General features: G+C 73.8%; 4 protein-coding genes (1 of these 4 only partly in view). All 4 read right to left on the bottom strand.

Translation table 11 applies throughout. The features are described from left to right. Tightly spaced (each overlapping or abutting the next), the 4 genes in view from RM812_RS18785 to RM812_RS18770 form a layout consistent with a single transcriptional unit that may run on beyond the window. Positions 1-709: the beginning of a type I polyketide synthase gene (locus RM812_RS18785; RefSeq protein ID WP_311573832.1), read on the bottom strand. The gene continues 5,765 nt to the left of window position 1, outside the view; only the first 709 of its 6,474 coding nucleotides appear in the window; its start codon is at positions 707-709; its stop codon lies beyond the left edge, outside the window. After that, complete coding sequence (locus RM812_RS18780) at positions 706-17,778, bottom strand: type I polyketide synthase (RefSeq protein WP_311573830.1); 17,073 nt, start codon at positions 17,776-17,778, stop codon at positions 706-708. Before RM812_RS18780 ends, RM812_RS18785 begins: the two co-directional genes overlap by 4 nt. Further along, positions 17,775-18,338 carry a nuclear transport factor 2 family protein gene (locus tag RM812_RS18775; protein WP_311573828.1) on the bottom strand — a complete coding sequence of 188 codons (564 nt, stop codon included), beginning with the start codon at positions 18,336-18,338 and terminating at the stop codon, positions 17,775-17,777. The genes RM812_RS18780 and RM812_RS18775 overlap by 4 nt, the downstream gene beginning before the upstream one ends. Further along, entirely contained in the window at positions 18,335-23,680 is a 5,346-nt protein-coding gene (locus tag RM812_RS18770) for an SDR family NAD(P)-dependent oxidoreductase (RefSeq protein ID WP_449657843.1), read from the bottom strand. Before RM812_RS18770 ends, RM812_RS18775 begins: the two co-directional genes overlap by 4 nt.

Genomic DNA, 23,680 nt, shown 5'->3' with positions numbered 1-23,680 from the left:
CCACCACCCCGCCGGCCAGGGCCAGCGAGCACTCGCGGGAGCGCAGTGCGCGCGCCGCCCAGTGCAGCGCCACGAGCGACGACGAGCAGGCGGTGTCCAGAGTGACCGCGGGGCCCTCCAGACCGAAGGTGTACGCCACGCGGCCGGACGCGGCGCTGGCGATGTTCCCCGTCACCAGATGGCCCCGGAGTTCGTCGGGCACCTGTCGCAGGCGTGACCAGTAGTCCTGGTAGGTGACACCGGTGAACACCGCGGTGTCGCTGCCGCGCAAGGACAGCGGGTCGATCCCGGCGCGCTCGAACGCCTCCCACGTGGTCTCCAGGAGCAGCCGCTGCTGCGGGTCCATGGCCAGGGCCTCGCGCGGGGAGATGTCGAAGAGCCCGGCGTCGAAGTCGGCGGCGTCGTGCAGGAATCCGCCTTCGCGGACGTAGGTGGTGCCGGGGTGGCCGGGGTCCGGGTCGTACAGGGCGGGCAGGTCCCAGCCGCGGTCGGCTGGGAACGGCGAGATGCCCTCGCGGCCCGCGTGGACCAGTTCCCAGAGGTCCTCCGGGGAGCGCACACCGCCCGGGTACCGGCAGCTCATCGAGACGATCGCGATCGGCTCCCGGTCCCCCGACTCCGCTTCGAGCAGTCGTCGGCGGGTCCGGTCGAGATCCGCCGTGACCCTGCGGAGGTAGTCGCGGAGCTTTTCCTCGTTGCTGGTGGTCATGACACTCCCAGGTCCTTGTCGATGAACGAGAACAGCTCGTCGTCCTCGGCCGTCCGCAGGGACTCGGCCGGGTCCGTGCCGTTCTCGCCGGAGTCGCCCCACTTCACGAGCAGGGAACGCAGCCGCATGGTGAGGTGGGCGCGCTCGGTGGTGCTCGCCGACGAGAGCTTCTGCGCCAGCTGGTCCAACGCGTCGTCCGGTGCCCCGGCGCCGTCGGCGAACCGGCTCGCGAGGTAGGCGGCCAGCGCGGTGGGTGTCGGGTGGTCGAACACCGCGGTGGCCGGCAGGGTCAGACCGGTCGCGGCGCCGAGCCGGTTGCGGAGTTCGACTCCGGTGACGGAGTCCAGGCCGAGCTGCTGGAAGGCACGGTCCGTCGCCACGTCTCCTCGCGCGTGCCCCAGTACGGCCGCGACGTGCGAGCCGACCAGGTCCAGCAGCAGATGGGCACGGTCCTCCTCGGACAGTGCGGTGAGCCGCCCGGCGAGTGACTGCTCACCGGAGTCGCCCTCCGCCGCGGCCGCCGTCCGTGCCGTGATCTCACGGACCTCGGGCACTTCCCGCAGCAGCGGACTGGGCCGCAGTGCGGTGAAGGCGGCGTGGAAGCGGCGCCAGTCGACGTCGGCGACGGCCACGTACGTCTCGCGGGCCGCCAGGGCCCGGCCCATCGCGGTGAGTGCCGGTTCCGGCTCCATCTCCGGCAGACCGTGCCGTCGCAGGGTTCCGGCGACCGCGCCACCGGCCATGCCGTCGCCGGCCCAGGCTCCCCAGGCCACGGACGTGGCGGGAAGACCGAGGTCACCGCGGTGCCGGGCCAGCGCGTCCAGGAAGGCGTTGCCCGGCGCGTAGTTGCCCTGTCCGGGGAGCCCGATCGTGCCGCCGAACGACGAGAACATGACGAAGGCGGAGAGCGGGCGGTCCCGGGTGAGGTCGTGCAGGTTGAGCGCGCCGCCCATCTTGACCCGCAGTGCGCGGTCCAGCTGGTCCGGCGTGAGCGTGTCGACCGGGCCGTCGTCCAGCACAGCGGCCGTGTGCACCACCGCCGCCAGATCGGGCACTGCGGCGAGCAGTTCGGCCAGGGCCGCGCGGTCGGACACGTCGCACGCGGCCAGGGTGACCCGGGCTCCCAGGCCGGTCAGCTGCGCTTCGAGTTCCGGAGCACCCGGTGCGTCGGGGCCTCGGCGGCTGACCAGCACAAGGTGTTCGGCTCCTTCTCGCGCCAGCCAGCGGGCCACCTGTGCCCCGAGCGCGCCGGTGCCGCCGGTGACCAGCACCGTCCCTCGAGGGCTCCACGGCGAGTCGCTCTCCGGGGCACGGCCGGCGCGCACCAGTCGGCGTACCGACACTCCTGAGGGGCGCACCGCCGCCTGGTCCTCGCCCGTCGTCGCGGCGAGCAGCGCCCGCAGGCCCGCCCCGGCGCGGACGTCCATCGTCTCGGGCAGGTCGACGAGTCCGCCCCAGCGGTCGGGATGCTCCACACCGGCCACCAGGCCCAGCCCCCAGACCAGTGCCTGCGCGGTGCTCGCGAGGGGCTCGCCGTCGCTGACGGCCACGGCGCCACGCGTGGCGCACCACAGGGGGGCGGTCAGGCCGGCGTCGCCGAGCGCCTGCAGCAGGGCGACCGTGCCGGTGAAGCCGGCCGGGACGACGGGACTCGGCCGTTCGTCCAGCGCCAGCAGCGACAGCACACCGTCCACGGGGGTGTCCACGGCGTCCCGGAGCCGGGCGGCGAGTGTCTGCCTGCCGGTGCCGGCGGCGTCCACCTCGACTTGCACGACCCGGGCGCCCGCGGCCGTCAGCGCGGCCACGCATCCGCCGGCCCAGTCCGGCCGCACGCCGTGGAGCGGGAGCACCACGAGCCAGGTACCGGACAGCGAAGCCGCCGGTGTCCCGGACACCGGCCGCCAGGCGATCCGGTAGCGCCACGAGTCCGCGGCCGACGCCTCGCGCTGCTGTCGCCGGTAGGCGGAGAGCACGGACATCACGGTACGCAGCGCCTCCGGGTCCCGGTCCGCGTCCGGTGACAGCGTCCGACCGAGTTCGTCCACGTCGCCGCTGTCCACCGCTGTCCAGAAAGCGTCGTCGGCCGGTGCCTGCCCGCCGCTCGGCAGCCAGTACCGCTGCCGCTGGAACGGATAGGTCGGCAGGTCCACCAGGCGCGCGTCCGAGCCGGCGAAGGACTTCGACCAGTTCAACTCGACGCCTCGCACGTACGCCTGGGCCAGTGCCGTCAGGAACCGGTCCGGACCGCCGTCGTCGCGGCGCAGCGACCCGATCACGGCGGCGGTGCCGACGCTCTCCTGTACGGCGGCCGTGAGCACGGGGTGCGGGCTCACCTCGATGAACGCGCCGATGCCGGACTCGGCGAGTCCGCGCACGACCTCGTCGAGGCGCACGGTTCGGCGCAGATTGCGGTACCAGTACTCGGCGTCCATGGCGGTGGTGTCGATCGGCTCGCCGGTGACCGTGGAGTGGAGCGGTATCTCCGCCGGGCGAGGGGTGATCGGCGCCAGAACGGTCAGCAGTTGTTCGCGGACCTCCTCGACGTGGGCCGAGTGAGAGGCGTAGTCGACGGCGACCCGGCTGACCCGCACCCCGTCGGCCTCGCACCGGGCGAGCAGTCCGTCGAGGGCCTCGGGATCACCGGACAGCACGACCGAGCTCGGCCCGTTGACCGCCGCGACGGACAGCCGCTCCCCCCAGGTCTCGGCGCGGGCTCGGACCTGGTCGAGCGGGAGGGCGACGGAGACCATGCCGCCCCTGCCGGACAGCGTCGCCAGGGCCCGGCTGCGCAGGGCGACGACACGCGCGGCGTCCGGCAACGACAGCGCGCCCGCCACGTAGGCGGCGGCGATCTCACCCTGGGAGTGTCCGGCCACCGCGGCGGGACGTACGCCGTGGGAGCGCCACAGCGCGGCGAGTCCAGCCATCATGGCGAACAGGGCGGGCTGGACGACGTCCACGCGGTCCAGGTCGCGCCCGTCGCGCAGCACGTCCGTCAGGGACCAGTCGATGTACGGCTCCAGCGCCTCGGCGCACGCCTCGATCTCCTGCCGGAAGACCGGGGAGGAGTCGAGCAGTTCCGAGGCCATCCCGGGCCACTGGGAGCCCTGGCCGGGGAACACGAACGCGACCTGTCCGCCGGTGTCGGCCACGCCCTGGACCACGGACGGGCTGGCCTCGCCCTCGGCGAGCGCGGCCAGCCCGCGGCGCATCGCGGCCGAGCCCGTACCGAGGACGACCGCCCGGTGCTCGAACGCCCGACGTGTGGTGGCGAGCGAGTACCCGATGTCCTGTACGGCGGAGTGGGCGGTCGGCAGCAGACGTGCGGCCTGGGCCCGCAGTGCGGGCTCGGTGCGCGCGGACAGGATCCACGGCAGCGGCGCCGCGGCGTCGGCCCGCACGTCGGTCGACGCGTTCCTCGGCACGTCGGCCCGGCCGCCGGCCCGCGCGTCGGCCGGAGCCTGTTCCAGGACGACGTGCGCGTTGGTACCACCGATCCCGAACGAGGACACGGCGGCGCGGCGCGGACGGTGTTCCTCGGGCCAGGGCCGGGTCTCGGTCAGCAGCCGTAGGGAACCGGCGGACCAGTCCACGTGGGATGTCGGTGTGTCGGCGTGCAGAGTCCGGGGAAGGGTCGCGTGCCGCAGGGCGAGCACGGTCTTGATGATCCCGGCGACACCGGCGGCGGCCTGGGTGTGGCCGATGTTCGACTTGACCGATCCGAGCCAGAGCGGGCGCTCCCGGTCCCGGCCGTAGGTCGCCAGCAGCGCTTGTGCCTCGATCGGGTCGCCCAGGGCCGTGCCGGTGCCGTGCGCCTCCACCACGTCCACGTCCGGCCCCGAGAGCCGGGCCGCCGCGAGCGCCTGGCGGATCACCCGCTGCTGGGCGGGTCCGTTCGGCGCGGTCATCCCGTTGGAGGCGCCGTCCTGGTTGACCGCCGACCCGCGGATCACCGCGTACACGGTGTGCCCGTTGCGCCGGGCGTCCGACAACCGCTCCACGAGCAGCATGCCCACGCCCTCGGCCCAGCCGGTCCCGTCGGCGCCCTCGGCGAACGACTTGCACCGGCCGTCGGGGGACAGCGCGCGCTGTCTGCTGAACTCGACGAAGAGACTGGGCCTCGACATCACCGTGGCTCCGCCCGCCAGCGCCAGCGAGCATTCGCCGTTGCGCAGCGCCTGCGCGGCCAGGTGCAGCGCCACCAGCGAGGACGAGCACGCGGTGTCGACGGTCACCGCAGGACCTTCCAGTCCGAACGTGTAGGCCACGCGGCCGGAGGCGACACCGCCCGCGCTGCCGATGCCGACGTACGCCTCCAGTTCTTCGGGCACCTCGCGCAGTCGTGAGCCGTAGTCGTGGTGCATCATCCCGGCGAAGACCCCGGTCTGGCTGCCGCGCACCGTCTCCGGGTCGATGCCGGCCCGTTCGAACGCCTCCCAGGAGGTTTCCAGGAGCAGCCGCTGCTGCGGGTCGGTGGAGAGGGCCTCGCGCGGGCTGATGCCGAAGAACTGCGGGTCGAAGTCGGCGGAGTCGTAGAGGAAGCCGCCGGTGCGCGTGTAGGTCTTGCCGGGCCGGTCGGGATCGGGGTGGTACAGCTCGTCGATGTCCCAGCCCCGGTCGGTGGGGAACTCGTCGATGGCGTCCCCGCCCCTGAGCAGTAGCTCCCACAGGTCCTCGGGGGATCGCACACCGCCCGGGAACCGGCACGCCATGCCGATGATCGCGATCGGTTCGTCGGCCGCCGGCACCGCGCCGGGGCCTCGCGTGGCCGGGACTTCCTCGCCGGGCGGCCGGCCACCGAGCAGTTCGCCGCGCAGGTGGGTGGCGAGCGCGAGCGGGGTGGGGTGGTCGAACACGACGGAGGCGGGTATGCGCAGCCCGGTTGCCGCACCCAGTCTGTTCCTCAGCTGGACCGCGCTGAGTGAGTCGAACCCGATCTCGTTGAAGGGCTGGTCCATGCGGACGGCGTCGGGCCGGTCATGGCCGAGCACCTGAGCCGTCTGCCGCTGCACCAGTTCCGTCACCGTCCGTTCGCGCGCGGCCTGCGGGAGGGCGGCCAGGCGTTCCGCCAGGCTCGGCCCGGCCGCGTCGTCGTCCACCACGCGCCGTGCGGGTGCCGGTATCAGGCCGCGCAGCAGCGGGCTGTTCTCGGCCGGGCGGGCGGCGGCAGTGTCCAGCCGGGCGGTCACCAGTACGGCGTCCGGCCGGCCGAGGCCGGCGTCGAAGAGCGCGAGGCCGTGCGAGGTGGAGAGGGCGGCGACGCCGCTCCGGGCGAGCCGTCGCCGCAGCTCGGTCGGGTCGAGGCGCTCGGTGATCCCGCCGGCTTCGGCCCACAGGCCCCACGCGAGCGACTGGGCCGCCAGCCCCTGGCCGCGACGCAGTTCGGCGAGCGCGTCCAGGAACGCGTTCGCCGCCCCGTAGCTGCTCTGGCCCGGGTTGCCCAGTGTCCCGACCACGGAGGAGAACAGGATGAACGCCGACAGGTCGCACTCGCGGGTGAGCTCGTGCAGCCACCACGCGGCGTCCGCTTTCGGCCGCAGCACCCGGTCCATCCGCTCGTCGGTCAGCGACGAGATCACACCGTCGTCGAGCACGCCCGCCGCGTGGACCACCGCGACGAGGGGGTGCTCCGCCGCCACCGTCGCCAGCAGCGCGGCCAGGGCGGCCCGGTCGGAGACATCGCACGCCGCGACGCGGACCTCGGCGCCCAGGGCGGTCAGCTCGGCCTCCAGAGCGGCCGCGTTGTCGCCCTCCGGGCCGCGCCGGCTCGCCAGCAGCAGGTGCCGTGCACCGTGCCGGGTGACGAGATGACGGGCGACCAGACTGCCCAGCGCGCCGGGAGCTCCTGTGATCAGGATGGTGCCCTCAGGGTCCATCGGAGGTACGGCGAGGGTGCCGCCCGGGTCGATCCGCGATCCGGAGGCGGTGGCGCCGGGGTCCGTCGGCGGTACGGCGGTTTCCGCGGGCGCCGGTTCCAGCCGGGGTGCCCTGACCGTTCCCTGCCGTATCACGAGTTGGGGTTCGCCCAGGTCGAGCGCGGCCGGTAGAACGGCGCCTGTCGCCTCGTGGTCGTCGAGGTCCGCCAGTACGAACCGGTCCGGGTGTTCGGCCTGGGCGGAGCGGACAAGTCCCCACACCGGGGCCGCGGCCACGTTGTCACCGGGCCCCATGACACCTCGCGTCACGATCACGAGCCGTGCGCCGGAAAGCCGCTCGTCCGTGATCCAGGACCGCAGCAGCGAAAGGACCCAGTGGGCCGATTCGTGCAGGCCGGTGACCACGTCCCCGGATGCCGGGCAGACCGCGAGCACCACGTCCGGCGCGGCCCCGGCCGCCGCGTCGAGGTCCGCGAAGGGTTCGCCGGGCAGGGCGCCGCTCACGCCGATGACCGCCCACCGCGCGGTGGAAGGTGTCGTCACCGCCGGAGTCCGCTCCACCCAGTTCACGCGGTAGAGCGAGTCCACCCGCGAACCGGGCCGCTCCCCCGCCGGCGGTCGGGTGCTCAGCGAGTCCACCGAGATCACCGGTGCGCCGCTGCGGTCCACGGCCGTCAGCGCCGTCCCGCCGGTCCCGGTGGGGCGCAGCCGGACGCGGAGGACCGAGGCGCCGGTGGCGTGCAGGCGGAAACCGTTCCAGGAGAACGGCACGAGCGGCGTGCCGTTCTCGACAGCGGCCAGTTCGATGACGTGCAGCGCCGCGTCCAGCAGTGCCGGGTGCACGCCGAACCCGTCCGTTTCCACGCCGTGCGGCAGCTCGACCTCGGCGAACAGCTCGGCGTCGCGCCGCCACGCCTTGCGCAGGCCCCGGAAGGCCGGCCCGTAATCGAGGCCGATGTCCGCGAACCGCTCGTACAGCCCGTCCATTTCGACCGGCTCGGCGTCGACCGGCGGCCAGGACAGCGCTGCCACCGGGTACGGGCCGGCGGAGGTCGCGAGGGCGCCCTCGGCGTGCAGCCGCCATTCCCCGTCGGCCGATCGGGAGTGCACGGTCAGTGCACGGCGTCCGGTCCCGTCCGCCGCTCCCACCCGCACCTGCACCCTGGTGCCGCCCTCCGGCAGCACCAGGGGCGCCTGGAGGACCAGTTCCTCGACGAGGTCACACCCGGCCCGGTCGCCCGCCCACACCGCCAGCTCCATCAGCGCCGCTCCCGGAACCACCACCGAGCCCAGCACCGTGTGATCGGCGAGCCATGGATGCGTGGCCCGGGACCAGTCGCCGGTCAGCACCAGGCCCTCGCCGTCGGCGAGGACGAGGCAACCGCTCAGCAGCGGGTGATCGGCCGGGTCCGCCGTGGGCGCGGTGCCCTGCTCCAGCCAGTAACGGCGGTGCTGGAAGGCGTAGGTGGGCAGGTCGATCCGGCGCCCGCCGGAGACCGCCGGGGTCCAGTCGACCGGTATGCCCCGCACCTGTGCCTCGGCCAGCGACGTCAGGAACCGCTGCGGCCCGCCGTCGTCGCGTCGCAGTGAGGGGATCACCGCACCCGGCACACCGGCCGCGTCCACGATGTCCTGGACCGCGGGCATCAGCACCGGGTGCGGGCTCACCTCGACGAAATGCGTCAGCCCCTGGGAGACCAGATCCCGTACGGTCTCCGCGAATCGCACCGGTTCGCGCAGGTTGCGGTACCAGTAGGCGGCGTCGAGGGTCGAGGTGTCGTGCCGTCGGCCGGTGACGGTGGAGTGGAAGGGGACCGTGGCCGCCCTGGGTGCGACGGCGGCGAGGGCGGTCTCGAGTTCCTCCCGGAGGGGTTCGACGTGTGCCGAGTGGTAGGCGATGTCCGTGGCGCGGACGCGCCGACCCGGCCTGCCTCGGCGGGAGAGCTCACGTTCGAGTTCGTCGAGGGAGGCGAGGTCTCCGGAGACGACCACCGACTGCGGGCCGTTGACCGCCGCGATCGACAGACCGTCGCCGAAGGGCTCCAGCAACTGCCGCACCTCGTCGGGTGGGAGCGCGACCGACAGCATCCCGCCCGCGCCGGACAGCGGGCGCAGGCGGGTGCTGCGTTCCGCCACGATCCGCGTCGCGTCGGCGAGGGAGAGCGCGCCCGCCACGCAGGCGGCGGCGATCTCGCCCTGGGAGTGTCCGACCACCGCGGCCGGGGTCACTCCGTACGAGCGCCACAGCTCGGCGAGGGACACCATGACCGCGAAGAGCGTCGGCTGGGCCACATCCACCCGGTCCAGGGCGGAGCCGTCCCGGACGACCTCGAGCAGGGACCAGTCGACGACCTGGCTGAGCGCCGTCGCGCACTCGGCCATCCGGTCGGCGAAAACCGGTGAGGCGTCGAGCAGTTCGGCTGCCATTCCGGCCCACGCCGCGCCCTGCCCGGGGAAGACGAAAACCACCCGGCGGTCCTCGCCGGCCGCGCCGGTCAGCACGCCCGGCACGTCCCGTCCCTCGGCCAGGCCCGCCAGTCCGGCCCGCAGGCGGGCGCGGTCCGCGCCGACGACGACGGCACGGTGCTCGAACACCGTGCGGGTGGTCGCCAGCGACAGGGCGACGTCCGCGACGTCCCGTTCGTCGACGGCGTCCAGCAGCCTGGCGGCCTGTGCGCGCAGTGCCCCGGGGGACTTGGCGGAGAGCGCCCACGGCACCGGTGCCCTCTCGTCCCGGCCGGCCGGCGCGGGGGTGTCGGCGGGCTGCGGGGCTTCGAGAACGACGTGCGCGTTGGTTCCGCTCACGCCGAACGAGGACACCGCCGCGCGCCGTGGCCGGTCGGTGCCCGGCCAGGGCTGTGGCTCGGTGAGCAGGCGCAGCGATCCGGTCGACCATTCGGCCTGGGACGTCGGCCGGTCGACATGGAGGGTGCGCGGCAGTACGCCGTACCGCATCGCCTGCACCATCTTGATGACGCCCGCCACGCCGGCGGCGGCCTGGGTGTGGCCGAGGTTGGACTTCACCGAGCCGAGCCACAGCGGGCGGTCCGCCGGCCGTCGTCGGCCGTAGGTGGCCAGCAGCGCCTGTACCTCAACCGGGTCACCGAGCCGGGTTCCGGTGCCGTGTCCTTCCACGGCGTCCACGTCGGGCGGTGTGAGACCCGCGTCGGCCAGCGCCCGCCGGATCACCCGTTGCTGGGCCATGCCGTTCGGCGCGGTCAGCCCGTTGGACGCGCCGTCCTGGTTGACGGCGGAGCCACGGAGCACGGCGAGGACCCGATGTCCGTTCCGCCGGGCGTCGGACAGCCGTTCCACCACCAGCATGCCGACACCCTCGGACCAGCCGGTGCCGTCGGCGGCGTCGGCGTAGGACTTGCACCGGCCGTCCGGGGACAGCGCGCCCTGCCTGCTGAACTCGATGAACGTGTGTGGCGTGGCCATCACGGCCACACCTCCCGCCAGAGCCAGTGAGCACTCACCGGACCGCAGCGCCTGCGCGGCCAGATGCAGCGCGACCAACGACGAGGAACACGCCGTGTCCACGGTGACCGCGGGCCCCTCGCAGCCGAGCACGTACGCCACCCGTCCGGAGGCGACGCTCGCCTGGTTGCCGATCAGCAGATGGCCTTCCAGGTCGTCGGGAGCGGACAGCAGTCTGCCCGCGTAGTCGTGGTACATGACCCCGGTGAAGACACCCGTGTCGCTGCCCCGCAGGGAGGCCGGGACGATCCCGGCGTGCTCCAGGCCCTCCCACGCCGTCTCCAGCAGGAGGCGCTGCTGTGGGTCGGTGGCCAGTGCCTCCCGTGGCCCGATGCCGAAGAAGGAGGCGTCGAAGTCAGCCGCGTCGTGGAGGAAACCGCCGTGGCGGGTATGGCTGGTGCCGGGCTTCGTCGGGTCCTCGTCGTGGAGCGCCGCGAGGTCCCATCCCCGGTCGGCGGGGAAGCCGGAGACCGCGTCGGTGCCCTCGACGACCAGTCGCCACAGGTCCTCCGGGGAGCGCACACCGCCTGGATAGCGGCAGGCCATACCGACGATGACGATCGGATCGTCGTCGGTGGCGGTGGCGGTGGCGGTGGCGGTGGCCACGAGGGTGCGGTCCGGCTCGCCGGCGGCGGACCCGGTTCCGGTGATCTCGTCCAGCAGGTGGCCCGCCAGCGCGCTGGGGGTCGGGTGCTCGAACACGACGGTGGCGGGAAGCCTGAGCCCGGTGACGGTGTGCAGCCGGTTGCGGAAATCGACGCCGGTGAGGGAGTCGAACCCGAGGTCCTTGAAGGAGCGGTCCGGGTCGAGGGTCCCCGGATCGGGGTGGCCGAGCAGGGCCGCGACCTCCGTGCGGACGAAGTCGAGTACGGCACGGGCGCGCTCGGGCTCGGGGCGGGCGAACAGACCGGGCAGGCCGTCGCCCGGTACGGGCGTGGACCGTGCGGGGTGACGGCGGGTGAGCCTGGCAGGCAGCACATGGGTGTGCCCGCCGGACAGGGCCGCGTCGAACAGCGCGAGTCCTTCCTCAGCGGTGATCACCCCCAGCCCGCCGCGTCGCACACGGGTTTCCTCGGCCGCGCTCAGATGCCCTGCCATGCCGAGGCCGTCGGCCCACAGTCCCCAGCCCAGGGACAGCGCCGGCCTGCCCTGAGCCCTGCGGTGCCGGGCGAAGGCGTCCAGGAACGCGTTGGCCGCGGCGTAGACCGCCTGTCCGGGGTTGCCGAGCGCGGCGACCGCGGAGGAGAACACGACGAACGCGGACAGACCGCGGTCGCGGGTCAGCCGGTCCAGGTGTACGACGGCGTCCACCTTGGGGCGCAGTACGGTGTCGATCTGCTCCGGGGTGATCGATGTGAGGACGGCATCGTCCAGCACACCGGCCGCGTGGACGACGGCGTCCAGGTCGGGCAGTGTCGCGAGCAGCTCCGCCAGCGCGTCCGGGTCCGCCGCGTCGCACGCCGCGACCGTCACGGTGGCGCCCGACCCGGTCAGCTCGGCTTCCAGTTCGGCCGCGCCGGGCGAGTTGCGGCCGCTGCGGCCGGCCAGGACGAGGTCGCGCACCCCGTGCGCGGTGACGAGGTGCCGGGCCAGGAGGCCGCCGAGGGCGCCGGTCCCGCCGGTGATCAGGACGGTGCCACTCAGGGTCCGTGCCTCGTCACCGGCGGGGCGGAGCCGGCGAACGCGTGGCACGAAGAGCCGGCCGTCGCGCAGCGCAGACTCCGGCTCGTCGGCGGCCCGGGTCAGCACTGCACGGACGTCCGCCCGGTCACCCGGCTGCGTGTCGATGAGCAGGAACCGTCCCGGATGTTCGAGCCGGGCCGTGCGTACCAGGCCCCAGACCGCCGCGCCCGACGGATCCTCGATCTCCGTGTCGTCCGACACGGCGACCGCGCCGCCGGTGAGCACCGCCAGTCTCGTACCCGCGAACCGTTCCTGCGCCAGCCAGTCCTGGATCAGGGCGGTCAGTCCGGCCGTCAGGGCGTGCGCCCGGCCGACCACGTCGGGCGAGGGCTGCTCGGACGTGCAGTCCACGAGCAGGACGTCCGCGGCGGGGATGCCGGCGTCGATACCGGCGGACAGGGTCGTCTCCGCGATCACTGGTGTCCGGACCCCGGCGGAGGTGTCCGTGCCGTCCGTGGCGTGGGGCACCCACTCGACGGTGTGCAGGGCGTCGGACACGCTCGTGTCCATGGCCAGCAGCGTCAGCGACGTCACGGCCAGAACCGGGTTCCCGGCGGTGTCGGAGACGGTCAGCGCCACGGTGTCGTCGCCGGTCGTGGTGAGCCGGACGCGCACCGCTGACGCGCCTACGGCGTACCGGGTCACGCCGGTGAAGGAGAAGGGCAGCAGACCGGTCCGGGCCCGGCCGAGCAGTCCGAGCACCACGGGGTGCAGACAGGGGTCGAGCAAGGCGGGGTGCAGATCGAACCGGCCGGGGTCGGCGGCCAGTTCGACCTCGGCGTAGACTTCGGCGCCGGATCGCCACGCGTTGCGCAGGCCCTGGAATCCGGGGCCGTAGTCGTAGCCGAGTTCGGCCAGCCGAGGGTAGGCGTCGGTCAGGTCCATGGGTTCCGCGCCGGCCGGCGGCCACTGTGCGGGCATGGGGAGCTGCGGTGCGGCGGTGCCGGTGTGCAGGGCGCCGGTGGCGTGCCGGGTCCAGTCGGTGTCGCGCCTGTCCCGGGCGAACACGGTGAACGGGTACTGGCCGGACGGGTCCACCGGCCGTACGACCACCTGGAGGTCCGTGCCGTCCGCCTCCGACACGATGAGCGGTTGTTCGACCGTGAGTTCGGCGAGGTGCCCGGCGCCGACCCGGTCGGCGACGTGCAGGGCGAGTTCGGCGAAGGCGACCGCGGGCAGCAGCTCCCGGCCGGCCACGACGTGTTCCGACAGCCACGGAGTGTCCTGGGCGGACAGTCGTCCGGTGGCCAGCCAGCCCTGCTCGTCGGCCAGTTCGGTGACGTCGGTCAGCCACGGATGCCCGGCCGCGGCCGCGGCGGCGCCGGTGAGCCAGAACCGCCGGCGCTGGAAGGGATAGGTCGGCAACTCGACCTGGCGCGGCTCCCGGCCGGTGAAGTACGCCGGCCAGTCGACCGGCACGCCCCGGGCGTTGAGGTGCGCGACGGCGATGGCGAGCGTCTCCGTCTCGGGCCAGTCGTGCCGGAGCGCGGGGACGGCGACGGCGGTGGCATCCGTGCCGGCGTCACCGGCCGGAACGGCGAGTACCGCGTCCGGCCCCAGCTCCAGATAACCCGTCGTGCCCTGGGCGTCGAGGTGGCGCAGGCCCGCCTCGAACCGGACGGTTTCGCGCACGTGCCGAGCCCAGTAGTCCGGTGATCCCAGTTGCTCGGCTGTCGCGAGGTCACCGGTCAGGTCGGAGACGACGGGGATGTGCGGGGCCGTGGCCGGGAGCTCGCCGAGCTCCCGGCGGAAGTCGTCAAGCATGGCGGCCATGTGCGGCGAGTGGAAGGCATGGCTGGACCGCAGCCGCCGTATCCGCCCGCCCAGTTGCTCGGCGATACGGCGCGCGGGCCCCTCGTCGCCCGAGATCACCACGGAGTTCGGGCCGTTGACCGCGGCGATGCCGACCGAGTCCTCGTGGCCGTCGAGCAGCGTGGCGACCTCCTCGGCGGGGGCGCGTACGGCGAACATCGCGCCTCCGGCGGGCAGCGCCTGCATCAGCCGTCCGCGCACCTCCACCAGCCGGACCGCGTCCGGCAGCGACAGGGCTCCGCCCACATGGGCGGCGACGATCCCGCCGACCGAGTGCCCCAGCAGGTGGTCCGGTCGCAGGCCCCAGTGCTCGACCAGCCGGAACAGTGCCACCTCCAGGGCGAACAACGCCGCCTGGGTGTAACGGGTCCGGTCGAGCAGTCCCGACCCGTCGGTGAACATCACCTCGCGCAACGAGCGGTCCAGATGCGGATCGAACAGCGCGCACACCTCGTCGAGCGCGTCGGCGAAGGCCGGGTAGGCGACGTACAGTCCGCTTCCCATGCCCACCCGTTGGCTGCCCTGGCCGGTGAACAGGAACGCCGTGCCTCCCGGGTTCTTCGCGCTGGTCCGCAGCACTCCCGGCGCGGCCCTGTCCTCGGCGAGCGCGGACAGTGCGGCCCGCAGTCCCGCCCGGTCCTCGGCCACGATCGCGGCACGCCGGGGGAAGGCGGTGCGGCTGATCGCCAGCGAAAAGGCGAGGTCGACCGGCTCGGCGTCGAGCGCTGACAGCCTCGCCGCCAGCTCTCGCAGGGCGTCGTCGTCCTTGGCGCTCAGCACGAGGGGTACGGCACCGGGTGCGGGGCGCGGCGGCTGCGGGCGCCCGTCGGCGGGCGGCTCCTGGAGGATCACGTGCGCGTTGGTGCCGCTGATGCCGAACGAGGACACGCCGGCCCGGCGCGGCCTGCCGGACGAGGGCCACGGCACGGCCTCGCGCAGCAGCGCGATGTCGCCCGTCGACCAGTCCACGTGCGGCGACGGTGCGTCCGCGTGCAGGGTCCTCGGCAGCGATCCGTGCCGCATGGCGGTGATCATCTTGATCAGGCCGGCGACACCGGCCGCGGCCTGGGAGTGTCCGATGTTGGACTTGAGCGAACCCAGCCACAGCGGACGTCCGGCAGGCCGGCCCTGGCCGTAGGTGGACAGCAGGGCCTCGGCCTCGATCGGGTCGCCGAGGGTGGTGCCGGTGCCGTGCGCCTCCACCGCGTCGATCTCGTGCGCCGCCAGACCGGCGGCGGCGAGGGCCTGGCGGATCAGGCTTTCCTGGGCGGCGACGTTGGGCGCGGTGAGTCCGTTGCTCGCGCCGTCGGAGTTGATCGCCGAGCCGGCCAGGACGGCGTGCACCCGATGGCCGTTCCGCCGCGCGTCGGACAGTCGTTCGAGGACCAGAAGGCCCGCGCCCTCGGCCCACGCGGTGCCGTCGGCGTTCGCCGAGAAGGGCTTGCAGCGGCCGTCCGGTGCCAGCCCGCGCTGACGGCTGAACTCCACGAACATACCCGGATTCGCCATGACCGTGACCCCGCCGGCGAGAGCCAGGGTGCACTCGCCCTGGCGCAGCGCCTGCGTCGCCAGGTGCACGGCCACCAGCGACGAGGAGCACGCGGTGTCCACGGTGACGGCCGGGCCGAGCAAGCCGAGCGTGTAGGCGATCCGGCCGGACAGGACGCTGACCGTGCTGCCGGTCAGCCGGTAGCCCTCGGAACCGCTGTCCGCGGCGTGCAGCCGGGGGCCGTACTCCTGGGAGGTCGCGCCGACGAAGACCCCCACGCGGCTGCCGCGCAGGGCAGTCGGGTCCGTACCGGTCCGCTCGATGCCTTCCCAGGACACCTCCAGCAGCAGGCGCTGCTGCGGATCCATCGCGGCGGCCTCACGTGGGCTGATGCCGAAGAAGTCGGCGTCGAACCGGTCGGCGTCGTGCAGAAAGCCGCCGTGCCGGGTGTAGGAGGTACCCGGGGTGTCGGGGTCGAGGTCGTACAGCCGCTCGAGGTCCCAGCCTCGGTCGGTGGGGAACGGTGTGATGGCGTCGCGGCCCTCGTCGACCAGCTGCCACAGGTCCTCGGGTGAGCGCACGCCGCCGGGGTAGCGGCAGGCCATGCCCACGACCACGATCGGGTCGTGAGGGGGCGGCGCGTCCGGGGCCGGGGCACCGGTGACCGGGGCGTCCGGGGCCGGGGCACCGGTGACCGGGGCGTCCGGGGCCGAGGCACCAGCGACCGGGGCGTCCGGGGCCGAGGCACCAGTGACCGGGGCGTCCGCCGGCGGAGCCGGGGCCACGGCCGGGCGGGTGAACGCGGGTAACGGTTCGGGCGGCCGCGTGCCGGCCAGTTCCTCGCGCAGGAAGCCCGCGAGCAGCGTCGGCGTCGGATACCGGAACAGCGCGCGGTAGGTCACGCGCAGACCGGTCGCCCTGCTCAGCCCGGCACTGATCTCCGTCAGGCCGACGGAGTCGACCCCGAGGTCGTCGAAGGCCAGCTCCGGGTCGATCGACTCGCCGGTGACGAAGCCCAGTTCGATCGCGACCTGAGTGCGGACCAGCTCCAGCAGGTCCTTCGGCGCGGCCCGCGGCTCGGGCGGCTTCTCGCCGACCCAGTGCCGCTGCCGGGTGAAGGTGTAGGTGGGGAGGTCGGTGAAGTCGGCCGGGCCACCGGTCAGTCCGGTCAGCCAGTCGGTCCCGGTGCCGGCCGACGGCCGGCCCTCCGCGAGGTCGGCCAGTCCACTCCGGTACTCCGCGAGGCTCGTGCCCCGTACGACGGCGCGGTGCTCGAAGTGTGTCCTGGTCAGGGCGAGCGACAGCCCGACGGCGCGGGGTTCCGCGTCGGGGTGGGCATCCAGCCAGGACAGCAGGGTGGACGCCTGGGCACGCAAGGCGTCCGGTGCGGGGGCCGAGACCAGCCACGGCACCTCCGCCTCGGAGGGGCTTCGCGGTGTGCTGTCGCGGGCCGGAGGTTCGGCGAGCACGAGGTGGCAGTTGGTGCCGCCCATGCCGAACGAGCTGACTCCGGCGAGGAGCCGTCGCCCGGACGGCCAGCCGCCCAGCTCGGTCTGCACCCGTAGGCACAGCTCGGACAGTGGGATCTCCGGGTTCGCCCGCTCGAAGTGGAGGCTGGGCGGCAGCTGACGATGCCGGATGCTCAGCACGACCTTGAGCAGGCCCGCGATGCCCGCCGCGCCCTCCAGATGGCCGATGTTGGTCTTGGCCGAGCCCACCGGCAGCGGCTGGTCGGGCGGGCGGTGCGCGCCGAGCGCCGCCCCGAGCGCCCGCGCCTCGACGGGGTCGCCCACCTTGGTGCCGGTGCCGTGCAGTTCGACGTACTGGATGTCCGAAGGGTCGACGCCCGCCTGCCGGTGCGCCTCTTCGAGGACCTGCCGCTGGGCCGCCGCGCTGGGCACGGTGAGCCGGGTGTCGCCGCCGTCGTTGTTGACGGCGCCGCCGAGGATGACGCTGTGGATCTCGTCGCCGTCGGCGAGGGCGTCGGACAGCGTCTTGAGCACCAGCAGCGCGCCGCCCTCACCGCGCGCATAGCCGTCGGCCCGCGCGTCGAAGGTGAAGCAGCGGCCACTGGGCGACAGTCCGCCGAACCTGGCCGCTCCAAGAGTGGTCTCGGCGAGGATGTTGAGGTTCACGCCGCCGGCGAGGGCGGTGGTGGACTCGCCCCGGCGCAGGCTCTCGCACGCGAGGTGCACGGCGACCAGCGAGGACGACTGGGCGGTGTCCACGGTCATGCTGGGGCCGCGCAGCCCGAGCGCGTGCGAGACGCGGTTGGCCATGACGCCCCGGCCGGTGCCCGCCATCGTGTGCTGGTCGATCGCGTCCGTACCTGCCTGGAGCAGCACGGTCGCGTAGTCGTCCCACATCGCGCCGACGTACACGCCCGTAGCGGTGCCGCGCAGCCGTGCCGGCACGATGCGTGCGTGTTCCAGTGCCTCCCAGCTCAGTTCCAGGAGCAGACGCTGCTGAGGGTCCATCGCTGCGGCCTCACGCGGGGAGACACCGAAGAACCCCGCGTCGAAGCCGGCGATGTCGTCGAGGAAGGCGCCGAAGCGGTGGGGCAGCGCGGTGCCGGCCCAGCGGTCCGGGGGCGCCTCCCCCACCGCGTCCCTGCCGTCGCGCAGCAGCTGCCAGTACTGGTCGGGCGTGGCGGCTTTCGGCAGTCTGCACGACATGCCCACCACGGCGATGGGTTCGCCGGTGGCGTCCGGATCGTTCGTCGTCTTCATGCCACCGGCTCCTGGCCTCGCTCGGAAACCGGTCCGTCAGCGCCGGAGTCCCGGTCACCGGTCGCGGCGACGGGCTGTACCGGCGGCGGCTCCTGCATGTACAACCGCCGGTGCGCGATCCGCCACGCCGTCCCCTCGCGGCGCAGCAGGTCGACGTAGTTACCCAGCCGGCGCAGTCCGAGCCGGCCGTCGCTGTAGAGGCCGGTGACGGTGAAGATCGAGTACACCTCGGCCGTGTCCGCGCCCAGCCTGGTGACCAGCAGATTGGAGGTGACGTGCCGCGAGTGGACGCCCTCCGTCTCCCGGTTGATCCGCCGAAGCTGGGCCAGCCCGTCGGTGATCTGCTTGCTGGTGGAGATCGTGGCGGGAAATCCCTCGGGTGCGGGGATCATCTCGAAGAGCGCGTCCGCCGTGTACAGAGTGCCGAGCGTCTCGAACTCGCCTGAGTCGAAGAGCAGCCCCGCCGCGACGACGACATCGGTGACGGCGGCCCGCTCGATCAGGGTCCGGGGGTCGAGCTGGGACGTCTCGCCTGGCTGCAGCCAACCGGTCTCGCTCACGGAGTCCTCCTCGTGTTGCTGTTCTGCTTGCCGTTGTACTTGTCGTTGTGCTGGAGCGCGGACAGCCAGGACCACACCGCCGCTGCCGTGGTGTCGGAGTGATCACCGACCATCGTGCAGTGGTCGCCGGGGACCTCACCGGCCTCGTGACCGGGCGGCCAGGAGGAGCGCCAGTCGGTGACGGCGGGCTCGTCCGGCGCGCCGGGGACGCAGTCCCGCGGCCGCAGGAACAAGGTCCGTGCGGCGACCGGGCCCGGCTGCCAGTCACGGAACAGGCGCCGGTAGCTGCCGTACGCGGTGATGGCGGTCGCGTCGGGCCGGGCGAAGGTCTCCCGGCGCACCACCAGTTCGTAGTTCATGGCGCGGCGCAACGCCGGGGACATGCCGTCGGGTAAATAGGTGTCGAGCAGTACCAGGGCGGAGGGCCGGACGCCGGCGGCTTCCAGTTGCTCGGTCACGGCGTGGGCGAGCCAGCCACCGGACGAGTAGCCGAGGATGACGACCGGCGCGTCACCACGGGCGTGCAGCACCTGCCGGACGAGCACCCCGACGAGGGCGTCGACCGTGGCCGCCAGCGGTTCACCGGCCCGGTAGCCCGGTATCGGGACCACCGCGAGGTCGGTGCGGCCCTGGAAGTAGTGGGCCAGCCGGGCGAACTGGATGGCCGGCTCTACGGGGGCGAACGGCGGGAAGGCGAACAGGGTTGGTCCGTGGCCGCCGCGGGCCATGTGTACGAGGCGGGCTGCCGGATGGAAGTCGGCAGGGTCGTCATAGGTCTCCCGCAGGCCCGCGGCCCCGACGCACAGCGACTCGATGGCCTGCATCTTTCCCGACAGGGCCAACCTGCGGTACAGCGCGTGCAGTTCGCCGCCCTCCTCGCTCCCGGTGTCCGGGCCGGTCAGCGTTTCCTCGCGCAGCAGCGTGGCCAGGTGCTCGGCGAGCGCGGCCGGCGTCTCGTGGTCGTAGATCAGGCCGGTGGGCAGCGGGTGGTCGGTCACCTCGGTCAGCCGGTTGCGCAGTCCGACCGCACGCAACGAGTCGAAGCCCAGTTCACGCAAGGCCCGTTCGGGCCCGATCGCGTCGGCCGAACCGTGCCCGAGTTCCGCGGCGACCTCCCGGCGCACGATGTCGAGCAGTGTGTCCCGCTGTTCCTGGCCGCTCTGTCCGGCCAGTCTGGCGCGCAGGTCGGACCGGACGGCGGGGGCGGTGGGGGCGGGTCGCGGGACCAGGCCGGTGATCAGCGGGCGGGGCCGGGCCGCGGTGTAACCGGTGGCGAACCGCGCCCAGTCCACGTCGGCGACGACCGGGGCCGGAGTGCCGCTCGCCACGGCCCGGTGCAGTGCGCGTACCGCCAGTTCGGGGTCCATCGGCCGCAGGCCCCGGACGGCGTAGCGGTCGCCGGCTCCTTCGGCCATGCCGGGGCCGGCCCACACGCCCCAGGCGATCGAGGTGGCGGCCCGGCCGCGCGCGTGCCGCCGTTGCGCCACGGCGTCGAGCACCGCGTTGGCCGCGCAGTAGCCGCCCTGCTCGCCGCTCCCCCACACCCCGGCGGCCGACGAGAACAGGACGAAGGCGTCGAGGTCGTCCTCGGCGGTCAGTTCGTCGAGCAGGACGGCCCCCGCGGACTTGGCCGACATCACCTCGGCGAGTTGCTCGGGGCAGGTCCGTGTGATCGGCAGGGCGGGTTGCGCGGCTCCCGCGGTGTGCACGACGGCCCGAACCGGGCTGCCGTCGGCGCGCAGTCCGGCCAGTACCGAGGCGAGCCGGTCGCGGTCGAGCACGTCGCAGGCCACGAGGTCGACCTGGGCGCCCAGCGCGATCAGTTCGTCACGCAGTGCCGGTGCGCCGGGTGCCTTCGGGCCGCGTCGGCCGAGCAGGACCAGGTGCTCGGCTCCGCTCTTCGCCAGCGACCGGGCCACGTGACTGCCGAGCCCACCGGTGCCGCCCGTGATCAGTACCGTCCCGGTGGGCCGCCACGGCTGCCGGCCCCCGGACACGGGGGTGCGGGTGAGACGGCGTACGTGACGGCCCGACGGCCGGATCGCGACCTGGTCCTCGCCGGGGTCGAGGGCGAGCACATCCGCCAGGGCGGCCAGGGCCGCGGCGTCCGGTGCGGCGGGCAGGTCGACCAGTCCGCCCCACCGTTCGGGGTGCTCCAGTCCCACCACCCTCGCCAACGCGGCGACCGCCGCGCCCGCCGGGCCGGTGACCGCTTCCCCGGACACCGATGCCGCGCCGGTGGTGACGCACCACAGGGGTGCGGTGAGGTCCGCGTCGCCGAGCGCCTGCGCCAGGACCAGAGTGGTGGCCAAGCCCGTCGGCACGGCCGTGAGTCCCGGGAGGGGTTCGGTGGCGTCGCCGAGCAGGGACACGATGCCGGTGGGCCGCGTGGGCAGCGCACCGAGGCGGTCGGCCAGTCCCGCCCGGTCGAGGTCGGCGACCGTCAGCCGCGTCACGTGGGCGCCGGCTGTGGTGAGGGCGGCGGCGACATCGCCGCCCGCGCCGTCCTGCGGGACGGCGAGCAGCCAGGTGCCGCCGAGGGCCGGGGCCGGACGCGCGGCCGGCAGCGGCTCCCAGGTGATCCCGTAGTGCCAGTCCGGCACCTCGTCGGTGGGCGCGGCGTACGGGAGCGTCGAGCCGAGCCAGTACCGCTCGCGTTGGAACGCGTACGTGGGCAGCTCGACGTGCCGGGGCCGGGCACCCTCGGTCCGACCGGGCTCCGGTGCGGGGCCGCCTCGCACGATCAGCCGGGCCAGCGCCCGCGTGAACGTCTCCGCCTGCCCCTCGTCCCGGCGCTGCGTGGCCACGAAGGCGGCGCGCCGAGGGTCCGGGACGCAGTCCTGCGCCAGCGACGACAGCACCGCGTCCGGGCCGATCTCCAGGTAGGTGTCGACACCTGTCGCGTCGAGTGCGCGCACCGCGTCGGCGAACCGCACCGTACGGCGCACGTTGTCGAGCCAGTACTCCGGCCTGCCCAGCTCCGCGCCGGACACCACACGGCCCCAGGTGGTGGACACGAACCCGGTGACCGGCTCGCCGAAGGACACCCCGGCCAGCACCTCGGCATACCGGTCGAGCATGGGGTCCATCAGCGACGAGTGGAAGGCGTGCGTCACGGCGAGCCGTGTGGTCTTCCAGCCCCGGGCGGACGCGGCGTGCTCCACGAGGGCCACGTCGCCCTCCGTGCCGGACACCACCACCGCGTCGGGTCCGTTCACGGCGGCGATGTCCACGGGCCGGTCCAGGTCGGTCAGCACCGCCAGCACGTCGGGCTCGCCCGCGCGCACCGCGCTCATGACGCCGCGGCCCGGCAGTTCCTGCATCAGCGAACCGCGCGCCGCGACCAACCGCGCCGCATCCGGCAAGGACAGTACGCCGGCCACGTGGGCGGCGGAGAGCTCGCCGAGCGAATGCCCGACCACGAAGTCCGCGGTCCGGCCGAACGACTCGTACAGCCGGTACAGCGCCACCTCCACGGCGAAGAGGGCGGGCTGCGCGAAGCCGCTGAGGTCGAGCGTGGTGGCCTCGGGGGTGCCGGGTTCGGCGAAGACGATCTCGCGCAGCGGGGTGGGCAGGAGCGTCTCGAACCGGTCGCACAGCGCGTCGAACGTCTCGGCGAACACGGGGAACCGTTCGTACAGCTCACGCCCCATGCCGGGCCGCTGCGAGCCCTGCCCGGTGAACAGTGCCGCCGTCCGGGCTCGTCCGGCCACGCCGGTCACCACCCGGCCGGCGGGCGTCCCCTGGGACAACGAGCGCAGGCCCGCCAGGAGTTCAGCCCGGTCGTGGGCGGTGACCACGGCCCTGTGGTCGAACAGCGACCTGCTGGTGACCAGCGCACGGGCCACGTCGGGGACGGTCACTCCCGGGCGCCGGTCCAGGTGGTCGTACAGCTTCGCCGCCTGCGCGCGCAGCGCGGGCTCGCTCTTCGCCGACACGACGACCCACGGCAGCGGCGAAGGGCCGGGGGATTCCCCGTCCGTGGTGGTCGCGGTCGTCCCGGTGTCGGTCTCGTCCGTCGCGGGCGCTTCCTCGAGGACGACGTGTGCGTTGGTGCCGCTGATGCCGAACGAGGACACCGCGGTCCGCCTGGGCCTGCCGGTCTCGGGCCATTTCCGTTGTTCGCGCAGCAGCTCCACCGCACCGGCCGTCCAGTCGACATGGGACGACGGCTCTTCGACGTGCAGGGTACGGGGCAGTACGCCGTGCCGCATCGCCTGCACCATCTTGATCACCCCGGCCAGGCCTGCCGCCGCCTGGGTGTGTCCGAGGTTGGACTTCACCGATCCCAGGTACAGCGGCCGTCCGGCCGGCCGGTGCTGTCCGTAGGCGGCCAGCAGCGCGCGGGCCTCGATGGGGTCGCCGAGGCTGGTCCCGGTGCCGTGGGCCTCGACCGCGTCCACGTCCGCCGGCGACAGGCCCGCGCCGGCCAACGCCTGCTCGATCACGGCACGCTGCGCTGCACCGCTGGGCGCGGTGATGCCGTTGGAGTCGCCGTCCTGGTTGGTGGCGCTGCCCCGTACCACGGCCAGCACCGGGTGTCCGTGCCGCTGGGCGTCGGAGAGCCGCTCGATCAGCAGCAGGCCGGCGCCCTCGCTCCAGCCGATGCCGTCGGCGGTGTCGGCGAACGCCTTGGACCGGCCGTCCGGCGCCAGACCACCCTGCCGGGCGAACTCGGCGATCGGCGTCGGCGATCCCATCACGGTGACTCCGCCGACCAGCGCGAGGTCGCACTCGTGCTCCCGCAGTGAGCGGACGCCGAGGTGCAGGGCGACGAGCGAGGAGGAGCAGGCGGTGTCCAGGGTGACGGCGGAGCCGGCCAGCCCGAGGGTGTAGGAGATCCGGCCGGACAGCATGGAGGTCGAACTGCCGGTGACCGCGTCGCCCTCCGACCCGTCGGAGGTGCCCATGGTGCTGGGCACGTAGCCGGTGAAGGCGCCGCCGACCAGCACGTCGGTGCGGCTGCCACGCAGGGTCGAGGGATCGATCCCGGCCCGCTCGACGGCCTCCCACGCGATCTCCAGCAGCAGTCGCTGCTGGGGGTCCATCCCGGCCGCCTCCTTCGGCGAGATGCTGAAGAACTCCGGGTCGAACCCGCTCGCTTCGTGGAGGAATCCGCCCTGGTCGGGTCCGGTGCCAGGTGGCTGCCAGCCGCGGTCGGCGGGGAACGCGGAGATGGCGTCGGTGCCGTCGGTGACCAGTTCCCACAGCAGTTCCGGCGAGTCGGCGCCGCCGGGGTAGCGGCAGGACATGCCGACGATCGCCACGGGTTCCAGCGGGCGGGCCCGGGCGTCGGTGAGCAGTCGCCGGGCGTGTTGGAGTTGTGCGGCGGTCTCCCGCAG

The organism is Streptomyces lancefieldiae (assembly GCF_031845825.1).
GTDB classification, from domain to species: Bacteria; Actinomycetota; Actinomycetes; order Streptomycetales; family Streptomycetaceae; genus Streptomyces; species Streptomyces lancefieldiae.
This window is presented reverse-complemented; position numbering and strand designations above follow the sequence as displayed.